The 20287-nt window shown below is 37.9% G+C and carries 20 protein-coding genes and 1 pseudogene; 12 read left to right on the top strand and 9 right to left on the bottom strand.

Translation table 11 applies throughout. The features are described 5' to 3' along the window. The first annotated feature begins 145 nt into the window (after window positions 1–145). Window positions 146–1507, top strand: a complete 1362-nt coding sequence (gene ffh, locus IX38_RS16230) for a signal recognition particle protein (RefSeq protein WP_034706742.1) — start codon at window positions 146–148, stop codon at window positions 1505–1507. 59 nt (window positions 1508–1566) lie between these two features. Here ffh and IX38_RS16225 read toward each other — a convergent pair whose 3' ends face one another. The 5 genes from IX38_RS16225 to IX38_RS16205 form a co-directional block, all read right to left on the bottom strand. Beyond that, on the bottom strand, window positions 1567–2220 hold the full coding sequence (locus tag IX38_RS16225; RefSeq protein ID WP_034706739.1) for a porin family protein: 654 nt from the start codon (window positions 2218–2220) through the stop codon (window positions 1567–1569). Window positions 2221–2308: 88 nt separating this feature from the next. After that, window positions 2309–3007: an outer membrane beta-barrel protein gene (locus IX38_RS16220; protein WP_034706738.1), complete on the bottom strand. Its 699-nt coding sequence runs from the start codon at window positions 3005–3007 to the stop codon at window positions 2309–2311. Between the two features lie 451 nt (window positions 3008–3458). Next, window positions 3459–3956: a hypothetical protein gene (locus IX38_RS16215; protein WP_034706737.1), complete on the bottom strand. Its 498-nt coding sequence runs from the start codon at window positions 3954–3956 to the stop codon at window positions 3459–3461. A gap of 147 nt (window positions 3957–4103) precedes the next feature. Further along, window positions 4104–4766, bottom strand: a complete 663-nt coding sequence (locus IX38_RS22050) for a porin family protein (protein ID WP_051884827.1) — start codon at window positions 4764–4766, stop codon at window positions 4104–4106. A 177-nt stretch (window positions 4767–4943) separates the two neighbouring features. Next, window positions 4944–5900: a PhoH family protein gene (locus IX38_RS16205; protein ID WP_034706736.1), complete on the bottom strand. Its 957-nt coding sequence runs from the start codon at window positions 5898–5900 to the stop codon at window positions 4944–4946. A gap of 139 nt (window positions 5901–6039) precedes the next feature. On the opposite strand from IX38_RS16205, the gene IX38_RS16200 reads away from it, so the two are divergent. The 8 genes from IX38_RS16200 (at window position 6040) to IX38_RS16165 (ending at window position 13718) form a co-directional block, all read left to right on the top strand. After that, window positions 6040–6867, top strand: coding sequence for an SAM hydrolase/SAM-dependent halogenase family protein (locus IX38_RS16200; protein ID WP_034706734.1), 828 nt, complete (start codon window positions 6040–6042; stop codon window positions 6865–6867). Between the two features lie 63 nt (window positions 6868–6930). Beyond that, window positions 6931–8247, top strand: a complete 1317-nt coding sequence (locus IX38_RS16195; protein WP_034706733.1) for a dihydrolipoamide acetyltransferase family protein — start codon at window positions 6931–6933, stop codon at window positions 8245–8247. Window positions 8248–8627: 380 nt separating this feature from the next. After that, window positions 8628–8981: a hypothetical protein gene (locus IX38_RS16190; protein WP_034706731.1), complete on the top strand. Its 354-nt coding sequence runs from the start codon at window positions 8628–8630 to the stop codon at window positions 8979–8981. Between the two features lie 153 nt (window positions 8982–9134). After that, on the top strand, window positions 9135–10487 hold the full coding sequence (locus IX38_RS16185) for a chloride channel protein (protein ID WP_034706730.1): 1353 nt from the start codon (window positions 9135–9137) through the stop codon (window positions 10485–10487). A gap of 237 nt (window positions 10488–10724) precedes the next feature. Then, window positions 10725–11066: a 30S ribosomal protein S6 gene (gene rpsF / locus IX38_RS16180; RefSeq protein ID WP_034706729.1), complete on the top strand. Its 342-nt coding sequence runs from the start codon at window positions 10725–10727 to the stop codon at window positions 11064–11066. Between the two features lie 31 nt (window positions 11067–11097). Further along, complete coding sequence (gene rpsR / locus IX38_RS16175) at window positions 11098–11400, top strand: 30S ribosomal protein S18 (RefSeq protein ID WP_034706728.1); 303 nt, start codon at window positions 11098–11100, stop codon at window positions 11398–11400. A 166-nt stretch (window positions 11401–11566) separates the two neighbouring features. Beyond that, window positions 11567–12085 (top strand): 50S ribosomal protein L9, encoded by a 519-nt coding sequence (gene rplI, locus IX38_RS16170; protein WP_034706726.1) that lies wholly within the window; start codon window positions 11567–11569, stop codon window positions 12083–12085. Between the two features lie 244 nt (window positions 12086–12329). Beyond that, entirely contained in the window at window positions 12330–13718 is a 1389-nt protein-coding gene (locus tag IX38_RS16165) for an aldehyde dehydrogenase (protein WP_228377983.1), read from the top strand. A 38-nt stretch (window positions 13719–13756) separates the two neighbouring features. On the opposite strand, the gene IX38_RS16160 is transcribed toward IX38_RS16165, so the two are convergent. Then, window positions 13757–14329 carry a thioredoxin family protein gene (locus IX38_RS16160; protein ID WP_034706723.1) on the bottom strand — a complete coding sequence of 191 codons (573 nt, stop codon included), beginning with the start codon at window positions 14327–14329 and terminating at the stop codon, window positions 13757–13759. Window positions 14330–14409: 80 nt separating this feature from the next. On the opposite strand from IX38_RS16160, the gene IX38_RS16155 reads away from it, so the two are divergent. The 3 genes from IX38_RS16155 (at window position 14410) to IX38_RS16145 (ending at window position 17055) form a co-directional block, all read left to right on the top strand. Further along, window positions 14410–15294, top strand: a complete 885-nt coding sequence (locus IX38_RS16155; protein WP_034706722.1) for a lysophospholipid acyltransferase family protein — start codon at window positions 14410–14412, stop codon at window positions 15292–15294. A gap of 5 nt (window positions 15295–15299) precedes the next feature. Further along, on the top strand, window positions 15300–16277 hold the full coding sequence (locus IX38_RS16150; protein WP_034706721.1) for a glycosyltransferase family 2 protein: 978 nt from the start codon (window positions 15300–15302) through the stop codon (window positions 16275–16277). A gap of 220 nt (window positions 16278–16497) precedes the next feature. Next, window positions 16498–17055 carry a 3'-5' exonuclease gene (locus IX38_RS16145; RefSeq protein WP_034706720.1) on the top strand — a complete coding sequence of 186 codons (558 nt, stop codon included), beginning with the start codon at window positions 16498–16500 and terminating at the stop codon, window positions 17053–17055. 65 nt (window positions 17056–17120) lie between these two features. Here IX38_RS16145 and apaG read toward each other — a convergent pair whose 3' ends face one another. The 3 genes and pseudogenes from apaG to IX38_RS16130 all read right to left on the bottom strand — a co-directional run. After that, a complete protein-coding gene (gene apaG, locus IX38_RS16140; RefSeq protein WP_034706718.1) occupies window positions 17121–17510 on the bottom strand; it encodes a Co2+/Mg2+ efflux protein ApaG in 390 nt (129 codons plus the stop codon). A gap of 80 nt (window positions 17511–17590) precedes the next feature. Next, on the bottom strand, window positions 17591–18850 hold the full coding sequence (odhB, locus tag IX38_RS16135) for a 2-oxoglutarate dehydrogenase complex dihydrolipoyllysine-residue succinyltransferase (protein WP_034706716.1): 1260 nt from the start codon (window positions 18848–18850) through the stop codon (window positions 17591–17593). A 41-nt stretch (window positions 18851–18891) separates the two neighbouring features. After that, window positions 18892–20287, bottom strand: a pseudogene (locus IX38_RS16130) (2-oxoglutarate dehydrogenase E1 component); the annotation flags it as partial.

The raw sequence follows: 20287 nt of genomic DNA, 5'->3' as shown, positions 1-20287 counted from the left end.
ATTGATCACAAAAATAGACTTTTTCTATCGAATTTTACAGGAATTGATTTTTATCATTTTTTGTATATATATAATATTACGTGTCCGAACACTTTGGATGTGCTAAAAATTCCTTATTTTTGCAGACCTATAATTTACAATACATATGTTTAATAGTTTACAGGATAAATTAGACAAGGCTCTACATAATATTTCCGGACGCGGGAAAATCACAGAAATCAACGTAGCGGAAACCGTAAAGGAGATCCGTAGAGCGCTGGTAGATGCCGATGTTAACTATAAAGTTGCAAAAGATCTTACCAAAAGAGTTCAGGATAAAGCTTTAGGGCAAAACGTTCTTACTTCCCTTACACCGGGACAGCTGATGACGAAGATCGTCCATGACGAATTAGTAGATCTTATGGGAGGTTCTCAGGAAGGAATCAATCTTTCAGGAAAGCCGACCGTGATCCTTATTGCGGGTCTTCAGGGTTCGGGTAAGACTACGTTCTCCGGAAAACTGGCCAATTATTTAAAAACAAAAAGAACTAAAAAACCTTTATTGGTTGCCTGCGACGTTTACCGTCCCGCTGCGATCGACCAGCTTAAAATATTGGGCGGGCAGATCGGGGTTCCGGTATTTACAGAGGAAGGCTCTACCAATCCATCTACCATTGCCGAGAATGCAATTAATTTTGCAAAAGCCAACGGTCATGATGTAGTGATTGTCGATACGGCAGGACGTCTTGCGATTGACGAGCAGATGATGAACGAGATCAAATCTGTACATTACTTCATCAAGCCTCAGGAAACTTTATTCGTTGTAGATTCCATGACGGGTCAGGATGCTGTAAATACAGCTAAGACATTTAACGAGGCCCTGAACTTTGACGGTGTTGTTCTTACCAAATTAGACGGTGATACAAGAGGGGGTGCTGCTTTAACGATCCGTTCCGTGGTTGAAAAACCAATCAAATTCATCTCTACAGGTGAGAAAATGGAAGCTTTAGACCTTTTCTATCCGGAAAGGATGGCAGACAGGATCCTGGGAATGGGTGACGTGGTTTCCTTAGTGGAAAGAGCCCAGGAACAGTTTGACGAGGAAGAAGCTAAAAAGCTGCATAAAAAAATCGCTAAAAACGAATTCGGGTTTGACGATTTCCTTAAGCAGATCAACCAGATCAAGAAGATGGGTAACATGAAAGACCTTATGGGAATGATTCCAGGGGTTGGAAAAGCGATCAAAGATGTGGAGATCAGCGATGATGCTTTCAAGCATATTGAAGCGATCATTTACTCTATGACACCCGACGAAAGAAGAAGACCTTCTATCATCAATACACAGAGAAAGCAAAGAATTGCAAAAGGTGCGGGAAGAAAAATTGAAGATGTGAATCAATTGATGAAGCAGTTCGAGCAGATGGGCAAAATGATGAAGATGATGCAGGGACCTCAGGGGAAACAGATGATGCAGATGATGAGCAAAATGCCGAATATGCCGGGCATGGGCGGAATGATGGGGAAATAATCAAGCCTAAAGTGATAAGACATAAAAAAACTCTCAGAAATTCTGAGAGTTTTTTGTTTTTATTTGAATTTGTATCCCAAACCTAACTGGAAGAAATTCATCTTCATTTTCTCATCGTTTACAGGATCTTTGATCATATTAGTCAGTCCGAAACTGTAACGTGCATCTACGAATAATCCTTTGTACACATTGTAATCAGCTCCTAAAAACAAACCAAATTCCGTAGACTTAAGGTTGTCATCAAAAGTTTTTTCTAAAGCATTTTCACCCGCATTTAATATCTCCTGATCTGCAATTCCTCCAGAGACATCTATCTTTACCTTAGTGCTTGTTCTAAAGCTTACAAAAGGTCCTGCGTACAATCCTAATTCAGGAGTAGCATAATATCTGGCTGCTACAGGAACTACGATTCTATTGAAATTGAATTTTTCTGTAACAGTGATTCCCAATGCTGAAACTTCAACTTTACCCCCTAAATTGGCATATTGAACTTCCCCTTGTAAAGCAAACTTATTATTGAATTTATGCTCCACCAAAGCTCCTGCATAAAATCCTGATTTGGATTTCAATCCTCCGTCTGCCCCTTCAAAAGCATCAAGATCTTCATTAGATGTTAAATTCGATAATGCGTAACCTGCTTTTACTCCGAATTTTGTCTGTGCATTCATGCCTGCAAAAAAAGCAAGAGCTGATGCCAATAAGATTTTTTTCATGATTATTATTGATCTTAAATTTTATTTTTAAAGATAAAAAAAGCCCTAATATGCTTAGGGCTTCTATTTGTATTTAAATGTTTTCTAATTATTTAGAAAAAACATATTTAACACCGATAGTTACTGTGGATAAGTTCAATCCGAAATTGTAGTTATCAACACTTTTAGCACCATCTATGTCATATTTTTTGTTGTTATAACCAAATTCACCGATAGTTGCTTCAATAGTCCAGTTTTTGTTTAGGAAATAATCTAAACCTGGCTTAACAGCAACACCGATAGAAGTAGATTTTGCTTTATCAACACTAGTAGAAGTAGTAGTAGTTGTTGTAGCTGGAGTACCTGTAGAAGAAGATACAGTTGTTGTTAATTCGTTTTTATCTTTACCGCTTCCAAATTCCATAGGAACTGATAACTGTCCGAAGATATATAACTTCTCTCCAATAGTCCAGTATTTTCTTACGAAAGGCTCAACAACGATAGCATCGTTGATATCTTTTGTTTTTCCTACTGAAGTAGTGGTGATGTTACCAATAGTTTGAGAATCATTTACCTCAGTTGTTGTCTTTGCGTTTTTGTAACCAACACCTAAACCTACAGCAAGGTTAGTATTTACAAAATACCCAACTGTTGGAATAATATTGATTTCAGATACTTTTTTATCCGTATTGTTGTTGCTTTCCTGAGAAAATCCTAACTGACCAGATACATATACAGTACCTTTAGCAATTTGAGCATTAGATAAACCGAAAAGTGCAACAGCACCCGTTAATAATAACTTTTTCATTTTAAAAAATTTTAATACTTTCTGAGGGCAAATTTACAGTGGCTCCCGCTAATATTAAAATTTGTTAACGTGATTAATATCATTCATGAATATTGGTGTTTTTCGACATTAAAGCGTATTAATAGTAAGCTTTTGGTTTTTTCACAATATTTAGAATAAAAAAACTACAATTTTTCAATAACAACGAAATAAATTTAGTTTTTTAGATTTATCATTTTCCTCCAAATCCTCTAATAACCGCAGTTGTGACAAAGAATTCAGATCTAAAACGTTAATTTTTAAGATATTAGTGTTAAAATTAAACATTTGTTTATAAAACAGCCCCCATTCTCTTTACTTAATTTCATCAAAAAAGCATTAAAATACCAATGCATAAGATATTAATAGCATTCAATATAAAAAAACTCCGGCTATAAAAGCCGGAGTTTAAAATTTATTTTCTAAAATTTCCTTACTTAAGGAAGAAATTGTACCCAATATTAACAGCACCTACATTCCAGTTTGCCGTATACCATCCGTAATCACGTCTGTTGCTGATTGTCTGGTAGCCCAGATAAAGCTCACCTTTAGACATCTGGTATCCAAATTTAGGCTGTGCATAGAAACCTCCGTCTACCCCATCTTTTACAGAAATTCCGTATCCTAGGTCTAATCCCACAAAGATAGGCGCTCCCGAGAATTTATACTTTCCGGAAACCGCTACAGGAATAAATCCGAAATCATCAAAGTTATCCTTTCCGAAGAAATGAGAATATCCTGTTGTAACTCCAAGATCAAGCCCTTTGGTAATATTCCACATATAAGCGGCATCCACTCCTAATGTAAATGAAGATGCATCACCCGCATCACCTACCGGCACACCAATGTGACCTCCTAGTTTAAAACCCTCTTGCGCCTGTAAAGCACCGCCCAGCAGCGCAAAAGCACCTAGTAAAAATAGTTTTTTCATTATTTAAATAGTTTGATTGATACCACAAAATTAGTAATTATTTTCATTATTAATGCAAAATTAACAAAAGAGATTCATGGGAATAATAAAAAAGCGGGACAAAATTTTGCCCCGCTATGCTTTTTTAAATTCAGATTTAAATACGAATTAGTTTCCTCCGAATTTGAAACCTACTCCAACCTGCAAGAAGCTGTTCGTCATTTTCCCTGCATTATCTTCTTTTACTAAATTGGAAACGCCCATATTGTATCTTGCATCAAAGAACAATCCGTTTTCAAGCATATATTCAGCACCAATGAAAGGAGCGATATTAAGCTTATTCACGTCATCCTTGATATCAGTTTCATCATCACCGTTAAGTTCCAAACCAGGAATTCCTATCCCTGCATCAATAACAGTTTTTTGCTTGGCAGAAAGAATAATTCCAAAACTGGCACCTGCAGCAACTGATAAATTTTCAGTAATAAAATATTTAGCAGAAACAGGAATTAATAAAGTTCCGAAAGTAAGTTTTGATTTCTCTCTGAAATAGACATCATCTTCACTTACATTATAATCTTCTTTCCCTCCAAGCGGAGAATATAATAGTTCTGCCTGTAGACCGAATTTATCACTTATTTTATGTTCAACCAAAGCTCCTACATAAAAAGTATGACTAGGATCAGTACTTCTGGCTTTCAGATCATCCATCTGCTCATCCACTTTAAGCGTAGACATTGAATAACCGGCTTTAACACCGAATCTTGTTTCCTGAGCACTTAGATTAGCACTTACAACAGCCGCTGCTGCAACGAGTAAAAATTTTTTCATGATTTATTTTTAGTATTCGGCACAAAACTAAGCCTTTTTTTCAAATTACCAAATAATACTAAAAATAATTATCCCAAAGCAGTGATTCAATGCACTGAAACCTTTAAAATTTTCATTTATTTAAATTTATAATACTATGCTGCAAGCAATTACCTTTTAAAAGCTTAAAATAAAACTCTAATCTTTCAGTCTTTTATCTTCCTCATTATAGGCCAAAATGATCTTTCTCACCACCGGATGTCTTACCACATCTTCTTCAGTAAGGTGTACAAATCCGATTTCTTTAACGTCTTTCAGAATTCTCATGGCTTCCTTCAATCCGGATTGTTGCTTCGGCGGTAAATCAATCTGGCTAGGATCTCCGGTAATGATGAATTTAGCATTCATCCCCATTCTTGTCAGGAACATTTTCATTTGGGCATGGGTCGTATTCTGGGCTTCATCCAGAATAACAAAGGCGTCATCCAGCGTACGTCCTCTCATAAAGGCCAGCGGAGCCACTTCAATGACTTTTTTCTCCATAAACCCTTCCAGTTTTTCGTGAGGGATCATATCTCTCAGTGCATCATATAAAGGCTGTAAATACGGATCCAGCTTTTCTTTAAGGTCTCCAGGCAAAAATCCAAGACTCTCCCCTGCTTCCACGGCAGGTCTCGTCAGGACAATTCTTTTCACTTCCTTATCTCTCAAAGCCCTTGCAGCAAGTGCCACACTGGTATACGTTTTCCCGGTTCCTGCAGGTCCGATGGCAAAAACCATATCCTTTTTCTCGGTTTCCTTTACCAGTTTCTTAAGATTGGTCGTTTTAGCTTTAATGATTTTACCATTCACTCCCTTTACAATAATATCCTGGTCGAAAATCAGATGTTTTTCATTTTCGTCCTTAATATTCAGGACATTCTCAACATCTTTTAAAGCGATAGAATTATTTTCAGAGATAAATTTTACAATATCATCCAGTTTTCGCCTGAATATATCTAAAGCTTCCTGGTTGCCCATTGCGAAGATAGAATGGTCTCTTCCTGTGATCTTAAGCGTGGGAAAGCTTGATTTTAATAAGTTGAAATATTGGTTATTAACACCATAAAAGGTCTTTACATCGATATTCTCCAAATCATATGTTAATTCGAACATACAGTATTTTATTTTTATTTAGATTTTAAAATTAAAGCTTTTTTTCAAATTTATGTCAATTCTTTTCCACAATCTTTTGGGGCTTTCTTTTTATTTTAAATAACTTTGCAGTAAACACTATTTATTCTACCAACAATCCATGTCAATTATTACCCTTACTTCGGATTTCGGAAATTTAGATTACAGAGTCGCAGCTGTGAAAGGCAAAATTCTGTCTCTAAATCCTGAGGTTAATATTATTGATATAACCCACGATATCCAGGCTTTCAACCTTATACAGACATCGTATATCGTACGGAATGCCTATAAATATTTTCCTAAAGGGACTATCCATATCCTTTCCGTAGACAGTTTTTACCACAGAACAAGAAAAAATATACTCTATAAAGCAGACGGCTCCTATTTTTTAGCAGCCGACAATGGACTTTTGAGTCTTGTATTTTTCGATATAAAACCGGAAGCCATATATGAAATTACTTTAAACAACCGCTTCGATGATGTGGTCAACTTCACTTCCACCGATGTTTTTGTGCCTGCAGCAGTACATCTGGCCAACGGCGGGCTTCCCGAAGTGATCGGGCGGAAAATAGATTCGGCCAAAGAGCTTTTTTTCCCGAAGCCTGTCTTCAATGAATCTGAAAAAATGATTATTGGCGAAGTAACCTATATTGATAATTTCGGAAATATAATCTCAAATATCAGCAAAGATTTTTTTGAAAGCAGCGGCAAAGGAAATGAAGGCTTTACTATAAAATTCAGGAATTTAACACTTTCAAGGGTGTATTCCAGTCATACAGAAGTGGTTTCTGACTGGGAAAGGGAAACGGAATTCCACGGGCAGTCGGCGGCGATTTTCAATGACAGTCAGCTTTTGGAGCTTACCATTTATAAAGGAAGCAAAAAAAACGGGGCCAAAAGCCTGTTTGGGCTTAATGTAGGCGAGAATATCTACGTTGAATTTGCCTAAGATTATATATTCCGTAAAAAAACCGATTTTTTTTATATATTTGTCAAAATCTAAAAATTAAAAATGGCAGAATACAAATTATTGCTTCCTTCCATGGGAGAAGGTGTTATGGAAGCGACAATTATCACTTGGTTATTCAATGAGGGTGATAATGTAAAAGAGGATGATTCCGTAGTAGAAATTGCAACAGATAAGGTAGATTCAGACGTTCCGACACCGGTTTCGGGGAAAATTGTAAAAATCCTGAAACAGAAGGACGAAATTGCTAAAGTTGGTGAAGCCATTGCTATTTTAGAAATTGAAGGAGAAGGCGGAAATACAGCTTCAGAAGAAGTAAAAACAAAAACTCCGGCTGCCACTCCGGATACAGAAATTTTAAAAACCATTGAAGAGCCGTTACAGACTTCAACTTCCAATGTGGAATTCTCAGGAGACCTTTACCTTTCACCACTTGTAAAATCAATTGCACAGCAGGAAAACATTTCTGAATCCGAGCTTAAAACAATTAAAGGAAGCGGTTTAGAAGGAAGAATTACAAAAGAAGATATATTAGGATACGTTTCCAACAGAGGAAACCAACCGGCTCAGCAAGCTGCTCCTGCACAAACAGCAGCTCCGGCAGCGCCAAAAGCTCCTGCTTCAGCACCGGTTTCTACGGTTCCTGTAGCAGCAGGTGATGAGATCATTCCTATGGACAGAATGAGAAAGATCATTGCTGAAAACATGGTTAAAGCAAAACATATCGCTCCGCACGTAACTTCTTTCATCGAAACAGACGTTACCAACGTTGTAAAATGGAGAAACAAGCACAAAGATATTTTTGAAAAACGTGAAGGAGAAAAACTGACTTTCATGCCGATTTTCGTGAAAGCGGTAGTGAAAGCTATCCAGGATTTCCCAATGATCAACGTTTCTATCAACGGTGAAAATATCATTAAAAAGAAAAATATCAACATCGGTATGGCTACTGCTTTACCGGACGGAAACCTTATCGTTCCTGTTATTAAAAATGCTGACCAGTTATCACTTTCAGGTTTGGCCAAAGCAATCAACGATCTGGCTTACAGAGCGAGAAATAAAAAATTAAGACCTGAAGACACTCAGGGAGCAACTTATACCATTTCTAACGTGGGAAGCTTCGGAAACCTTATGGGTACGCCTATCATCCCTCAGCCTCAGGTCGCTATTTTAGCTATTGGAGCGATCGTTAAGAAACCTGCAGTTCTTGAAACCAAAGACGGTGATGTGATTGCTATCCGTCAGCTGATGTTCATGTCTCACTCTTATGACCACAGAGTGGTAGACGGATCTTTAGGCGGAATGATGCTGAAGCATATTCATGACTATCTTCAGAACTGGGATCTGAACACAGAAATATAATACATGATGACTGATAAGTGATCTCTTATTCAAAGGATATATTGAACTTGTCAAAACATCTTACCATACAAAACCTTCGATTTTTTCGAAGGTTTTTTCTATTAAAAGATTATCTGTACATTTGATTCAGGGACGAAATATAACCATGTAACAGAATAATCTCAAATAAAAACATCAACCCTATCTCAAAATATGAAAAGAGTAACTTTAATTGCCATCATCTCTTTATGCCTGATTATAGCAACTTATTTCGCCGAAATTATCATAGGCTTTTTCAACCTTGATAATATGATTTACTTATACCGTTTTTTTGGTATATTAAACCTCTTGGGTTATATCGGCTTATTACCATTCTTTATTAAGTTATATCAAAAACAGTGATGATGGATAAGGAATTAAGAAATCTTTTCGAAATCAAAGAAGATGATAAAATAAATGTTTCAGAAAATAAACAAAATATTTTAAAGCATATTCTGATCCGCCTTGCCATATTTATAGCCGGAACTATTGGTTTTACAGCGGTGATATTTAGTGTGAGCGGCTGGGACGTTTTAGGTTACCTTATCATTATGTTTGCTTTTCATGTGGTATGGTTTGTTTGTATTCTTATTGAAGCACTCATCCTGCACGTCAATGGAAAATACATTCTCAGGAATGCCAATCTGATATTTTCGGTTGTTATACTGATTCTTTATTGTATAGCATACATTGCTATTTTCAATCCACAGTATTAATCATTACTCTAACCAATAAAATATAAAAGTTTCCCACAAGGAAGCTTTTTTACTTTCTGTATCTTCAAATCAGTGCGAAGTTTTTCCAACAGGATTTTTTAATGCCATCTAATTTTCTTACTTTTCAGTTCAATAAAATGTCTTAGTCCGCAAATGCTGAAAATTTTCTTCATTATACGAAAGGGTCTCAAAAAATCTTTTGACAACATCCGCAACGAGCAGCTGAAAAACAATCTGATGCAGGCCATTCCTTTCTGGATCGGTTCTGTGGTCACCGGCTTTTTTGCAGTGATGTATGCCCGGATATTTGCCTGGGGAGAACATCTGCTGAATTTCATTATGAACTGGCACGCATGGATGATCTTCATCATTGCTCCAATCGGGTTTGTCCTTTCATGGTGGCTGGTGAAAGAATTCGCCCCGAATGCCAAAGGAAGCGGGATACCGCAGGTGATGGCAGCAGTAGAGCTTGCCAATCCGAAAGAACATACGAAAATCAGAAGCCTTCTAAGTCTAAAGATCATTGTGTTTAAGATCCTTTCATCGGTCATTCTGGTGATCGGAGGCGGTGCTGTGGGACGTGAAGGACCAACCATCCAGATCGCGGGTTCCGTTTTCAGGAAAGTAAACGAATACCTTCCACACTGGTGGCCAAAAATCTCAAAGAAAAACATGATCATGACTGGTGCGGCAGCAGGACTTGCAGCAGCATTTAATACACCTTTGGGAGGAATTGTGTTTGCTGTAGAAGAGCTTTCTAAAACGCATATCAATTATTTTAAAACCGCTTTGTTTACGGCAGTAATTATTGCAGGTTTAACGGCCCAGACTTTAGCAGGATCCTATTTATATTTAGGGTACCCGAAAACAAACGATGTCTCTTTGATGGTCATGTTTCCTATTATTCTTGTCGCAGGAACTGCCGGAATCCTGGCCAGTCAGCTTGCGGTAATGATGCTTAAGATGACTGACTGGAAGAAAAGAAAACTCAAAACAGATCAGGCCAATATAGTTTTTCTCGTGCTTTGTGCCCTGTTTATAGCTTCCATAGCTTATTTTATCAACCGTGAGATCCTTGGATCAGGAAAAGAAATTATGGAACGGGTTCTTTTTACGAAAGACAAGCATGAAGAATGGTATGTCCCGGTCTTAAGAATGCTTGGTCCCGCCCTATCCTTTACATCAGGAGGTGCAGGAGGAATTTTCGCTCCGGCCCTTACTGCCGGTGCCAGCATAGGATCTGTGATCTCAGGGGCCATTCATTTAAGCGCCAATGAAACCAATGTAGTCATCCTCGCAGGAATGGTCGCTTTTCTTACCGGAATTACCAGAGCTCCGTTTACTTCTGCGATTATTGTTCTGGAAATGACGGACAGACATTCCCTGATCTTTCATCTTATGCTTGCTGGAATGGTCTCTTCTATTGTGTCAATTCTGGTGAGCAGACATTCTTTATATGATGTGATTAAAGTAAATTTCCTGACGGAGATCAGGGAGAAGGAGTAGTTTCGTGATACGAGATACGGGTTCGGTTTTTCAGTTATTAGTATTAGTTGCGAGTTAAGGGGTTTTAAAGATACTTTTATTGGAATAAATTAGAAATGGTTTAAAAACTTAAAACCCTGAACTTTAATCTTAAACTCGAAACCCGCCCCCCGAAACAAATTCACTCTAAATATTGTATATTACAAATATATTTTCTAATTTTGCACCTCGAAATAATTAACAAATTCATTTAACATTATGAACAATTACGAAACTGTTTTCATTTTAACTCCCGTTCTATCTGATGCTCAGGTAGAGGAAGCAGTGAAAAAATTTGAAGATCTTTTAAAAGAAAAGAACTGTGAAATCGTTGCCAAAGAAAACTGGGGATTAAAAAAACTAGCTTATCCAATTCAATTGAAAAAGAATGGATTCTACACTTTAATCGAGTTTAAAGGTGAAGGTACTGTAGTTGCTGATTTAGAATTAGCATTCAAACGTGACGAAAGAGTAATCCGTTACCTGACTACAAAACTTGACAAGCACGCTGTTGAGTATGCTGTAACTAGAAGAACTAAAATCAAAGCGGCTAGAGCTTAATTATTAACCCTATTTTTAAAAAAGACAAGACATGGCAATAGACGAAATGGCTAAACAAGCCTCAGCTGGAGGAGAATCTGAAGTAAAATTCCTTACTCCGCTTGACATCAATACAAAATCTGAAAAGAAATATTGTAGATTCAAAAAATACGGAATTAAGCACGTTGACTACAAAGATGCTGACTTCTTATTACAGTTCGTAAACGAGCAGGGTAAAATCTTACCTAGAAGATACACCGGAACTTCTTTAAAATACCAAAGAAAAGTTTCTGCTGCTATCAAAAGAGCAAGACACCTTTCTTTACTACCTTACGTAGCTGACTTATTGAAATAAGACAAAAAAATAAATAAAAGAAGAGGGCAGCCTCTTCTTTTGTTGCTGAATAAATAATTTAATTCTAACGATTTTTAGATTGAAGAAAAGAAATAATTTCTAAGACATCTTGTCTTTAATCTTTTTTCTTTTTTCTTTTCTCTAAAACTAAAAACGGACAACAACAATGGATATTATCTTAAAAAAAGACGTAGAAAACTTAGGACTTGAGTTTGATACAGTAAGCGTAAAGCCTGGTTATGCAAGAAACTTCTTACTTCCTCAGGGAATTGCACTTTTAGCAACTCCTAAAAACAAAGCAGCTTTAGAGGCTACTTTAGAAGCCAGAAAAGAAGAAGAAGCTAAATTAATCGCTGCTGCTAATGCTGTAGTAGATCAGTTAAAGAAAACTTCTATCACTATTCCTGCAAAAGTAGGTTCTGGTGACAAGTTATTCGGATCTATCAACAATTCTGATCTTTCTGCTGCTCTTGCTAAGGCTGGAGTTTCTGTAGAGAAGAAATACATCAAAATCCCAGGGAACACTATTAAAAGAACTGGTAAAGTTACTGCAAATATCAGACTACACAGAAATGTTGAATACAATTTCGAATTTGACGTTGTATCTGATGCTCCGGTAGAAGCTCCTAAGCCAGCTGCTCCTAAAGCTAAAGTAGTAGAAGAAACTCCTTCTGAAGAAGCTTAATAAGCTACAGATTTCTCACCATACAAGACCACTTCATTTGAAGTGGTTTTTTTGTACATTTTATCTGGATACTATTTTCTACCTATTGCCTGCTTTTTCCTCCAGCAAATTCCCTGTATGGCTGTCCAGTCCTCTGGATTTTATTTTTAATCTTCCGGCTGACTTTGATCGCCCTGTTCATTTTACTGCTGTATGATACCGTGAAAATTGCTGTCAGAAATATGATATGATTTAGGCCGAAAATTTGCTATACTTTCCGAAATTTGATTGTATGGAAATTAAGGAAATCGTAAATCATCAGAAAGATTTTTTCAAAACACAACAGACGAAAAAAATCAAGTTCAGAAAAATGTACCTTGAAAAGCTCCGGGACATCATTATTAAGCATGAAGAACTCCTATATGAAGCCATTTACAAAGATTTCGGCAAATCGAAATTCGATACTTTCACCACGGAAATTTCCTTTATCCTGAATGATATTAATTATTATCTGAACAATTTAAACTCACTTTCAAAACCAAAAAAAGTCAGGACGAATCTAGCCAATCAGATAGGAAAAAGCAGCATTCATCCCGAGCCTTTGGGCTGTATTCTGGTTATTGGCGCATGGAATTATCCTTATCAGTTATCACTCTCCCCTGTTATCGCCGCATTGGCTGCAGGAAACTGCTGTATTTTGAAACCCAGTGAAATTGCGGAAAACACGATGAAGGTGATGGCAAAAATCATCAATGAAAATTTTCCTCCCGAATACCTGTATGTGTACGAAGGCGGCATTGATGAAACAACAGAGCTTTTAAAGCTAAAATTTGACAAAATATTCTTCACCGGGAGCACAAAAGTGGGAAAAATCGTGTACCAGGCTGCTGCAGAACATTTAACACCCGTAGTCCTTGAATTAGGCGGAAAGTCTCCTGCCATTGTCACCAAGGATGCTGATCTTGAAGTGGCCGCTAAAAGGATTGTATGGGGAAAATTTCTCAATGCCGGGCAAACCTGTGTGGCACCGGATTATCTGCTGGTTGAAGAATCCATCCACGAACAGTTCCTGGAAACCCTGAGAAAGTATATCACGGAATTTAAATACAGTTCAGATTCCGTACAGTACACAAGAATTATCAATGAAAGAAACTTTCAGCGGCTTGTGAAACTTATTAAGAAAGAGAAAATTTATTTTGGAGGAAATTACGATGAAAAGAAACTGTTTATAGAGCCTACCCTTTTGAATAATATCAGTTGGGAAGATGACGTAATGCAGGAGGAAATCTTCGGTCCTATACTCCCAGTGATCAGTTTTACAAATTTCAATCTGGTTCTTAATACCCTCCTGGAGCTTGAAAAACCGCTTGCTGCCTACCTTTTTACGCAGAACCCTGAAGAGAAAGAAGCTTTCACAACGAAACTGTCTTTTGGCGGCGGATGCATCAATGACGTGATCATGCATTTAAGCAACGACCGTCTGCCTTTCGGAGGAGTTGGAAATTCCGGCACAGGAAGTTATCATGGGAAATTCGGCTTTGAAGCTTTTTCGCATCAGAAATCTATTCTGGAAAAATCAACCTGGGGGGAGCCCAATGTAAAATATCCACCGTATTCTGAAAAAAAATTAAACTGGATCAGGAGGCTTCTGTAAATAAAAAAACCGGGAGTTTTTTTCCCGGTTGATGTTTCTTATGACTTAGGAACCCATTGATTAAAGAACTCTTTTACTTTTTCTTTACTGTATCCTTTTCCCTCTTCGAGAACTGAACTGTCTTTCAAGACGTGAACTGTTTTCCCGTTTTTATCTAAAACAATGAAAAAAGGATAGCCCAGCTCTTCTTTGATGTCTACATATTTAGCGAAAACTTTTTCATTCTTGTTTTCCGGAGAATAATTCAGGTGATAATACAAATAGTTTTTATCTAACGTTTCCTTTAGTTCATGGGTATTTTGGACGAAATTATTAAAACGGAGACACCAGATACACCAGTTTCCACCGGCCTGGATCATAATGTTTTTTCCTTCTTTTTTAGCCTGCGCCATTAGTTTGTTGATATCGGCTTCCGCATTAGCTTTCGGGTCATAAGGCTTCGGTAGCTTTGCTTTTTCCTCACCTGCTTTTTTCTTCGCATCCAGTTCTGCATGATCCGCTTTTACCAGAAGGGCGTTATCCTGCTTTCTAGCTTCCGGCACATTTTGGGTATTTTGAGAAAAAGCCAGTACACTTAATCCCAGAAAGGCTATGATCGACAATTTTTTCATAACATAAAAGTAAAAAAAATAATACTTATTACAAGCAAAAACAGAACCATAATTTTATTATCACTAAATTTGCATGTTTTATGAATTTCCTAATCAAAATATTATATTTTATTTCTAAACTTCCGCTTAAGGTATTGTATATTTTTTCGGACGTTATGTTTTTTTTGAACAATTATCTGGTGGGTTACCGCAGGAAGGTAATCACACAGAATCTCCGGAATTCTTTTCCTGAAAAGTCAGAAGAAGAGATCAGAGCCATAAGAAAGAAATTCTATCTTAACTTTTCAGATTACCTTGTAGAAACCATCAAATCCTTCAGCATTTCTGAAACAGAATCACGGGTAAGAATGCAGCATATCAACCAGGAAGTCTTCCACGAGGCCAAAGCAGAAGGTAAAAATGTTATTATGCTTGCCGGACATGTCTTTAACTGGGAATGGATGAATGCCTTTGCGAGGATTATTCCGCAGAAGCACTGCCATCCGGTATACAGAAAAGTAAACAGTGATTTCTGGGAAAACCAGATGAAAAAGGTGAGGAATAAATTTGGGAATGAAGCACTGGAGGCCAATGAGGTGATCATGAATATCTTCAGGTCTAAAAATGACGGGGAATCGAGCTATATGTTTGTAGCAGACCAGACACCGCATGTTGCCCACGTTAATTACGGATTGGAGTTTTTGAATCAGAAAACGCCTGCTTTTATAGGATATGATAAACTGGCTACCAGAATGGACCTTGCTTTTATTTACTGTGAAATGAAAAAGGTAAAGCGGGGCTATTATCAGGTAAATTATCACAGAATTTATCCTGACGGTGAAAAGTTTACAGAGCATGAAGTGGTAAGGAAATTTCACAAACTCCTGGAAAACACTTTGCATAAGCACCCGGACAATTATCTGTGGTCGCACAGGAAATGGAAATACCAGGGTTCCATTAAAACTTTTGATGGTGAAAAAATATAATTCCGATGCCGAAAAATTTAGCAGTAGTCATTTTAAACTGGAACGGTAGAAACTGGCTGGAAAAGTTTCTTCCAGGTGTTGTCCGTTTTTCCCAGGATGCAGATATTTATATAATAGACAACCTTTCTACCGATGATTCTATAGAATTTACACAGACTCATTTTCCTACGGTAAAAATCATCAGAAACCATCAGAATTATGGTTTTGCAGGTGGTTATAATGAAGGTTTAAAGGAAATAAAAAACGAATATTACTGCCTTCTCAATTCTGATGTGGAAGTTACTGAAAACTGGATCAGTCCGGTCCTGGATTTACTTGAAAAAGATCCTTCCATCTCAGCTGTACAACCCAAGATCTTATCCTTTAACCATAAAAAACAGTTTGAATTTGCCGGAGCAGCCGGGGGTCTTATCGACAATCTGGGCTATCCTTACTGCCGTGGACGTATATTTGATGATCTTGAAGAAGATAATGGCCAGTATGATGATGAAACAGAGATTTTCTGGGCTTCGGGCTGTTGCTTTTTTATCCGTTCAAAAGATTTTTGGGACCAGAACGGTTTTGATGAAAGATTTTTTGCTCATCAGGAAGAGATTGACCTTTGCTGGAGACTGATTAATTCCGGGAAGAAAATCTTCTATACGGGAAAATCAAAAGTATACCATGTAGGGGGTGGAACGCTGAACAAACAAAGTGTACAGAAGACGTATTTAAATATCAGAAACAATCTTTCGATGATGCTGAAAAACCTGCCTTTTCCTAAGTTGATAGGCTTACTATTTTTCAGGCTGTGCTTAGACGGAATTGCGGGAATTTATTTCGGATTAAAAAATGGTTTCTCCCACCTCTGGGCCGTGTTAAGAGCTCACTTTGGCTTTTATGCCCAGCTTCCTGGAACATGGAAGCTCCGTCAGAACCATCAGAAAACTAGATTCTACCAATCAAAATGGCTTATCTTTAAGCACTTTTTAGGAGGCAGATAGGAAATGATTTTCGTAATTCATATTCCCGAAATCTGATCCGGGAAATATATTTTATAAAACCTTCTTTAATTCCCTATCTCTGAAGTATTAAAAGACCGGGCTAGTAAAAAATAATAAGTCACATATCACAGGCTCATAAGCCTTGATATCACAAAAAATTTATAACTTGCACTTAACACCAATTCAATCATTACAACACTAAACTCATCGCTTATTAAAAATGGATTTCTGCGCAATAGATTTTGAAACAGCCACCCACGAAAAAAATTCGGCATGTGAAATGGGTATTTGCATTGTTCAGGATTCCAAAATTGTAGAAACCAAAACATGGCTCATCAAACCGCCCAGTTTCCCTTATTTCAGCAGATTTAATATTGAGGTTCATGGGATAACTCCTGACGATGTAAAAGATGCTCCCACTTTTGATGAAATCTGGTACGAAGCTGAAGAAATGATGTATGGAACACTTATGATTGCCCATAATGCAAGCTTTGATGCAGGGGTTCTAAGAGGCTGTTTTGAACATTACGGCATGTTTGCTCCTAAGCTTAATTATCTTTGCAGCATTCAGCTGGCTAAAAAATCATGGAACTATCTTCCGAAATACGGACTGAAACATCTGGCGGAACATCACCAAATCAGTTTGAATCATCACCGGGCAGGAGACGACGCAGAAGCCTGTGCTAAAATTGCCTTACTGGCTTTTGAGAAATTGATCATTACTGAAAACGACGAAATACATGAATCCTTTTTAAATAAGTACATCAAAAAACTATAACTGAAAACTTAAAAATATACTTATCTTAAAAGAGATAAGCAGCCATATATTTAATAAGAATAATCCTAATTACTAAGCACTTCAGACAGCAGATTGAACTTTGGGATCTCTATCTCAAAGGTTTCCTGAGTATCCATGTTTTTAACCAGGTATTTTCCGCTCATATTCCCTACTCCTGAACGGAGCATTACATTAGAGAAATAAGCGAAATTTTCGCCTACAGGAATCTCTGGTGTCAATCCTATCACACCGTCTCCTGTGATCTCAGTATATCCGAAACCTACATCGAAGATCAGCCACTTTCTTTTAAGTACTTTGATCGGAAAACTGCCATCGTTTTCAATGGTAATATTATACTTGAAGACATAACGGTTTTCAGACGGATAACTGTTTTTACTATCATATTCAGGTATTACTGAAACTTTGATATTGGAAGTCATTTTTGAGAACATCATCTTAGTATTTGTTTGATAAATACAAAAATCTCGCCTTTTTGAGGCGAGATTGTAAGTTAGGTTATAATATTTATTAAAATTTATAATCCAAGGCCTTTTCTTTCGTCACCTCCCATCAGTATTTCAACAGGATTGTCGATACCTTCTTTTACCGCTACAAGGAATCCTACAGACTCTTTTCCGTCGATAATTCTGTGGTCATACGACATAGCTACGTACATCATTGGTCTTATCACTACCTGCCCGTCAACCGCTACCGGTCTCTGGATGATATTGTGCATTCCAAGGATAGCAGACTGTGGAGGGTTGATGATTGGTGTAGACATCATAGATCCGAAAGTACCGCCGTTTGTAATGGTGAATGTACCGCCAGTCATTTCATCAACGGTAATTTTCCCGTCTCTTACTTTGGTAGCAAGATCTTTGATATTGGCTTCAACTCCGGCGAAAGACATATTTTCAGCATTTCTCAATACCGGAACCATCAGACCTTTAGGACCTGAAACGGCAATTGAGATATCGCAGAAATCATAGTTTATTTTGAAATCCCCGTCAATAGATGCATTTACATCCGGATACATCTGCAATGCTCTTGTCACAGCTTTTGTAAAGAAAGACATAAAGCCTAATCCTACTCCGTGCTTCTGTCCAAATTCTTCTTTATATAATTTTCTTAATCTGAAGATTTCAGACATGTCAACTTCATTGAAAGTCGTTAACATTGCCGTTTCGTTCTTTACAGCAACCAATCTTGAAGCGATTTTTCTTCTTAGAACTGAAAGTTTGGTTGTCGTGGTCGTACGGGCACCTGTTGCAGTAGAAGGGCTTCCTCCTAAAGCAGGAACAGCAGCTAATTCTGCATCAGTTTTAGTGATTCTTCCGTCTCTTCCGCTTCCTGAAACCTGTCCTGCCTCGATCCCTTTTTCGTCAAGGATCTTTTTAGCTGCAGGAGATGGTGCTCCTGTGGCATAAGTTTGCGGAGCCGGAGTTGGTGCAGCCGGTTTTGGAGCTTCCTGTTTAGCCGGTTCAGCAGCTTTCGGGGCTTCTTCCTGTTTTGGAGCTTCAGCAGCCGGAGCAGCGCTTGCGCCTTCAGGTCTTGCTGCATCCATATCAATTAAACAAACTACCTGGCCAACCTGTACTACATCGCCCTCTTCTGCTTTTAACGTGATTACACCGCTTTCTTCCGCAGGTAATTCAAGAGTTGCTTTGTCTGAGTCTACTTCTGCGATGGGCTGATCTTTTTCTACATAATCACCATCTTTCACAAGCCAAGTTGCAATTTCAACTTCTGTAATGGATTCTCCCGGTGAAGGAACTTTCATTTCTAAAACTGACATATTGAGTATTTTTTATTTTTTTAATTGGGTATTATTCTTAATTACGCTGTAACAGGTCTTTTTGCAGGAGCATCGTCCCTGTCAAAAACTCTGTTGATCACTGCATTCTGGTTTTTCTCAAACATCTTGTGGCTTCCCGGAGCTGGAGCACCGCTTGGTACCGGAGATACTACCTGGATTCCTGTATCTCTGAAGTTTCTCAGGATATAAGACCACGCCCCCATGTTTTCAGGTTCTTCCTGAGCCCAAACCAAATGTGTTCTGTTCTCGTATTTGCTGAAGATCGCATCCAGTGCATCTGCCTGAATAGGATATAACTGCTCCAATCTTACCAGGGCAATATTTTCACAGTTAAGCTCTTCTTTCTTCGCCAATAATTCGAAGTACAGTTTACCTGAACACAATACTAATTTTTCTACTTTTTTAGGATCTGCCGTAGGATCGTCCAATATCGGCTGGAATGAACCGTTTGCGAAATCTTCCAGCGGAGAAACCACTTTCGGGTGTCTCAGGAGAGATTTAGGGCTCATTACGATCAGCGGTTTTCTGAATGACCATTTAAGCTGTCTTCTTAGTAAGTGGAAATAGTTGGCAGGTGAAGTGATATTGGCTACCACCATATTTTCGTTCGCACAAAGCGTTAAGAATCTTTCTAATCTTGCTGAAGAGTGTTCTGCTCCCTGGCCTTCTGAACCGTGAGGCAGCAGCATTACCAATCCGTCCTGGATCTTCCATTTTTCTTCTGCGGCAGCCAGATACTGGTCAACGATGATCTGAGCACCGTTCACAAAGTCTCCGAACTGGGCTTCCCAAACCGTCAGCGTATTAGGAGAAGCCATTGCATATCCGTAATCGAAACCTAAAACTCCGTATTCCGAAAGGTGAGAGTTGAATATATCAAATCTGCTTTCTGATACGTGTCTCAATGGGATATACTCTTCTTCTGTATCTTCGGTTTTCACCACGGCATGCCTGTGAGAGAATGTTCCTCTTTCCACATCTTCTCCGGAAATTCTCACATTGTGCCCTTCCACAAGAAGTGTTGCGTATGCAAGCCATTCTCCAAGAGCCCAGTCTAATGAGTTTCCTTCGATAGCCTTAACACGGTTATCAAACAGTCTTGTAATTTTATTGATGAATTTTTTATCAGCCGGAAGAGATGACATTTTAATGGCCAGTTCTTTAAGCTTCTCTAAGTTATATTTTGTATCTACAGGAATCTGAACTGCCCCTCTTTTTCCGATCGGATAATTGGTCCAGTCTTCTGCCATGAAAAGATCCATTGCATTTTTTTCGATCTCTTTGGAAGCATCAAAGTCTTTATCTAAAAGTGCTTTGAAATCTGATTCCATTTTTGCAATCACATCGTTGGAAGTAATGCTGTCCTTAAGTAATTTTTCTTTATAAATTTCTCTCGGATTCGGGTGTTTTGAAATT

The sequence above is a fragment of the Chryseobacterium luteum genome, from assembly GCF_000737785.1.
Classification (GTDB): domain Bacteria; phylum Bacteroidota; class Bacteroidia; order Flavobacteriales; family Weeksellaceae; genus Chryseobacterium; species Chryseobacterium luteum.
The sequence above is the reverse complement of the archived record's forward strand: the minus strand, read 5'-3'. Positions and strand labels throughout refer to the sequence as shown.

What these genes read in the sequence shown, in the direction of transcription:
- IX38_RS16185 (WP_034706730.1), top strand. Translation starts at nt 9,135, where the DNA reads ATGCTGAAAATTTTCTTCATTATACGAAAGGGTCTCAAAAAATCTTTT.
- IX38_RS16215 (WP_034706737.1), bottom strand. Translation starts at nt 3,956, where the DNA reads ATGAAAAAACTATTTTTACTAGGTGCTTTTGCGCTGCTGGGCGGTGCT.
- rplI (WP_034706726.1), top strand. Translation starts at nt 11,567, where the DNA reads ATGGATATTATCTTAAAAAAAGACGTAGAAAACTTAGGACTTGAGTTT.
- IX38_RS16190 (WP_034706731.1), top strand. Translation starts at nt 8,628, where the DNA reads ATGATGGATAAGGAATTAAGAAATCTTTTCGAAATCAAAGAAGATGAT.
- odhB (WP_034706716.1), bottom strand. Translation starts at nt 18,850, where the DNA reads ATGTCAGTTTTAGAAATGAAAGTTCCTTCACCGGGAGAATCCATTACA.
- IX38_RS16225 (WP_034706739.1), bottom strand. Translation starts at nt 2,220, where the DNA reads ATGAAAAAAATCTTATTGGCATCAGCTCTTGCTTTTTTTGCAGGCATG.
- IX38_RS16200 (WP_034706734.1), top strand. Translation starts at nt 6,040, where the DNA reads ATGTCAATTATTACCCTTACTTCGGATTTCGGAAATTTAGATTACAGA.
- IX38_RS16205 (WP_034706736.1), bottom strand. Translation starts at nt 5,900, where the DNA reads ATGTTCGAATTAACATATGATTTGGAGAATATCGATGTAAAGACCTTT.
- rpsF (WP_034706729.1), top strand. Translation starts at nt 10,725, where the DNA reads ATGAACAATTACGAAACTGTTTTCATTTTAACTCCCGTTCTATCTGAT.
- rpsR (WP_034706728.1), top strand. Translation starts at nt 11,098, where the DNA reads ATGGCAATAGACGAAATGGCTAAACAAGCCTCAGCTGGAGGAGAATCT.
- IX38_RS16195 (WP_034706733.1), top strand. Translation starts at nt 6,931, where the DNA reads ATGGCAGAATACAAATTATTGCTTCCTTCCATGGGAGAAGGTGTTATG.
- IX38_RS22050 (WP_051884827.1), bottom strand. Translation starts at nt 4,766, where the DNA reads ATGAAAAAATTTTTACTCGTTGCAGCAGCGGCTGTTGTAAGTGCTAAT.
- IX38_RS16160 (WP_034706723.1), bottom strand. Translation starts at nt 14,329, where the DNA reads ATGAAAAAATTGTCGATCATAGCCTTTCTGGGATTAAGTGTACTGGCT.
- IX38_RS16145 (WP_034706720.1), top strand. Translation starts at nt 16,498, where the DNA reads ATGGATTTCTGCGCAATAGATTTTGAAACAGCCACCCACGAAAAAAAT.
- IX38_RS16155 (WP_034706722.1), top strand. Translation starts at nt 14,410, where the DNA reads ATGAATTTCCTAATCAAAATATTATATTTTATTTCTAAACTTCCGCTT.
- IX38_RS16150 (WP_034706721.1), top strand. Translation starts at nt 15,300, where the DNA reads ATGCCGAAAAATTTAGCAGTAGTCATTTTAAACTGGAACGGTAGAAAC.
- ffh (WP_034706742.1), top strand. Translation starts at nt 146, where the DNA reads ATGTTTAATAGTTTACAGGATAAATTAGACAAGGCTCTACATAATATT.
- IX38_RS16220 (WP_034706738.1), bottom strand. Translation starts at nt 3,007, where the DNA reads ATGAAAAAGTTATTATTAACGGGTGCTGTTGCACTTTTCGGTTTATCT.
- apaG (WP_034706718.1), bottom strand. Translation starts at nt 17,510, where the DNA reads ATGATGTTCTCAAAAATGACTTCCAATATCAAAGTTTCAGTAATACCT.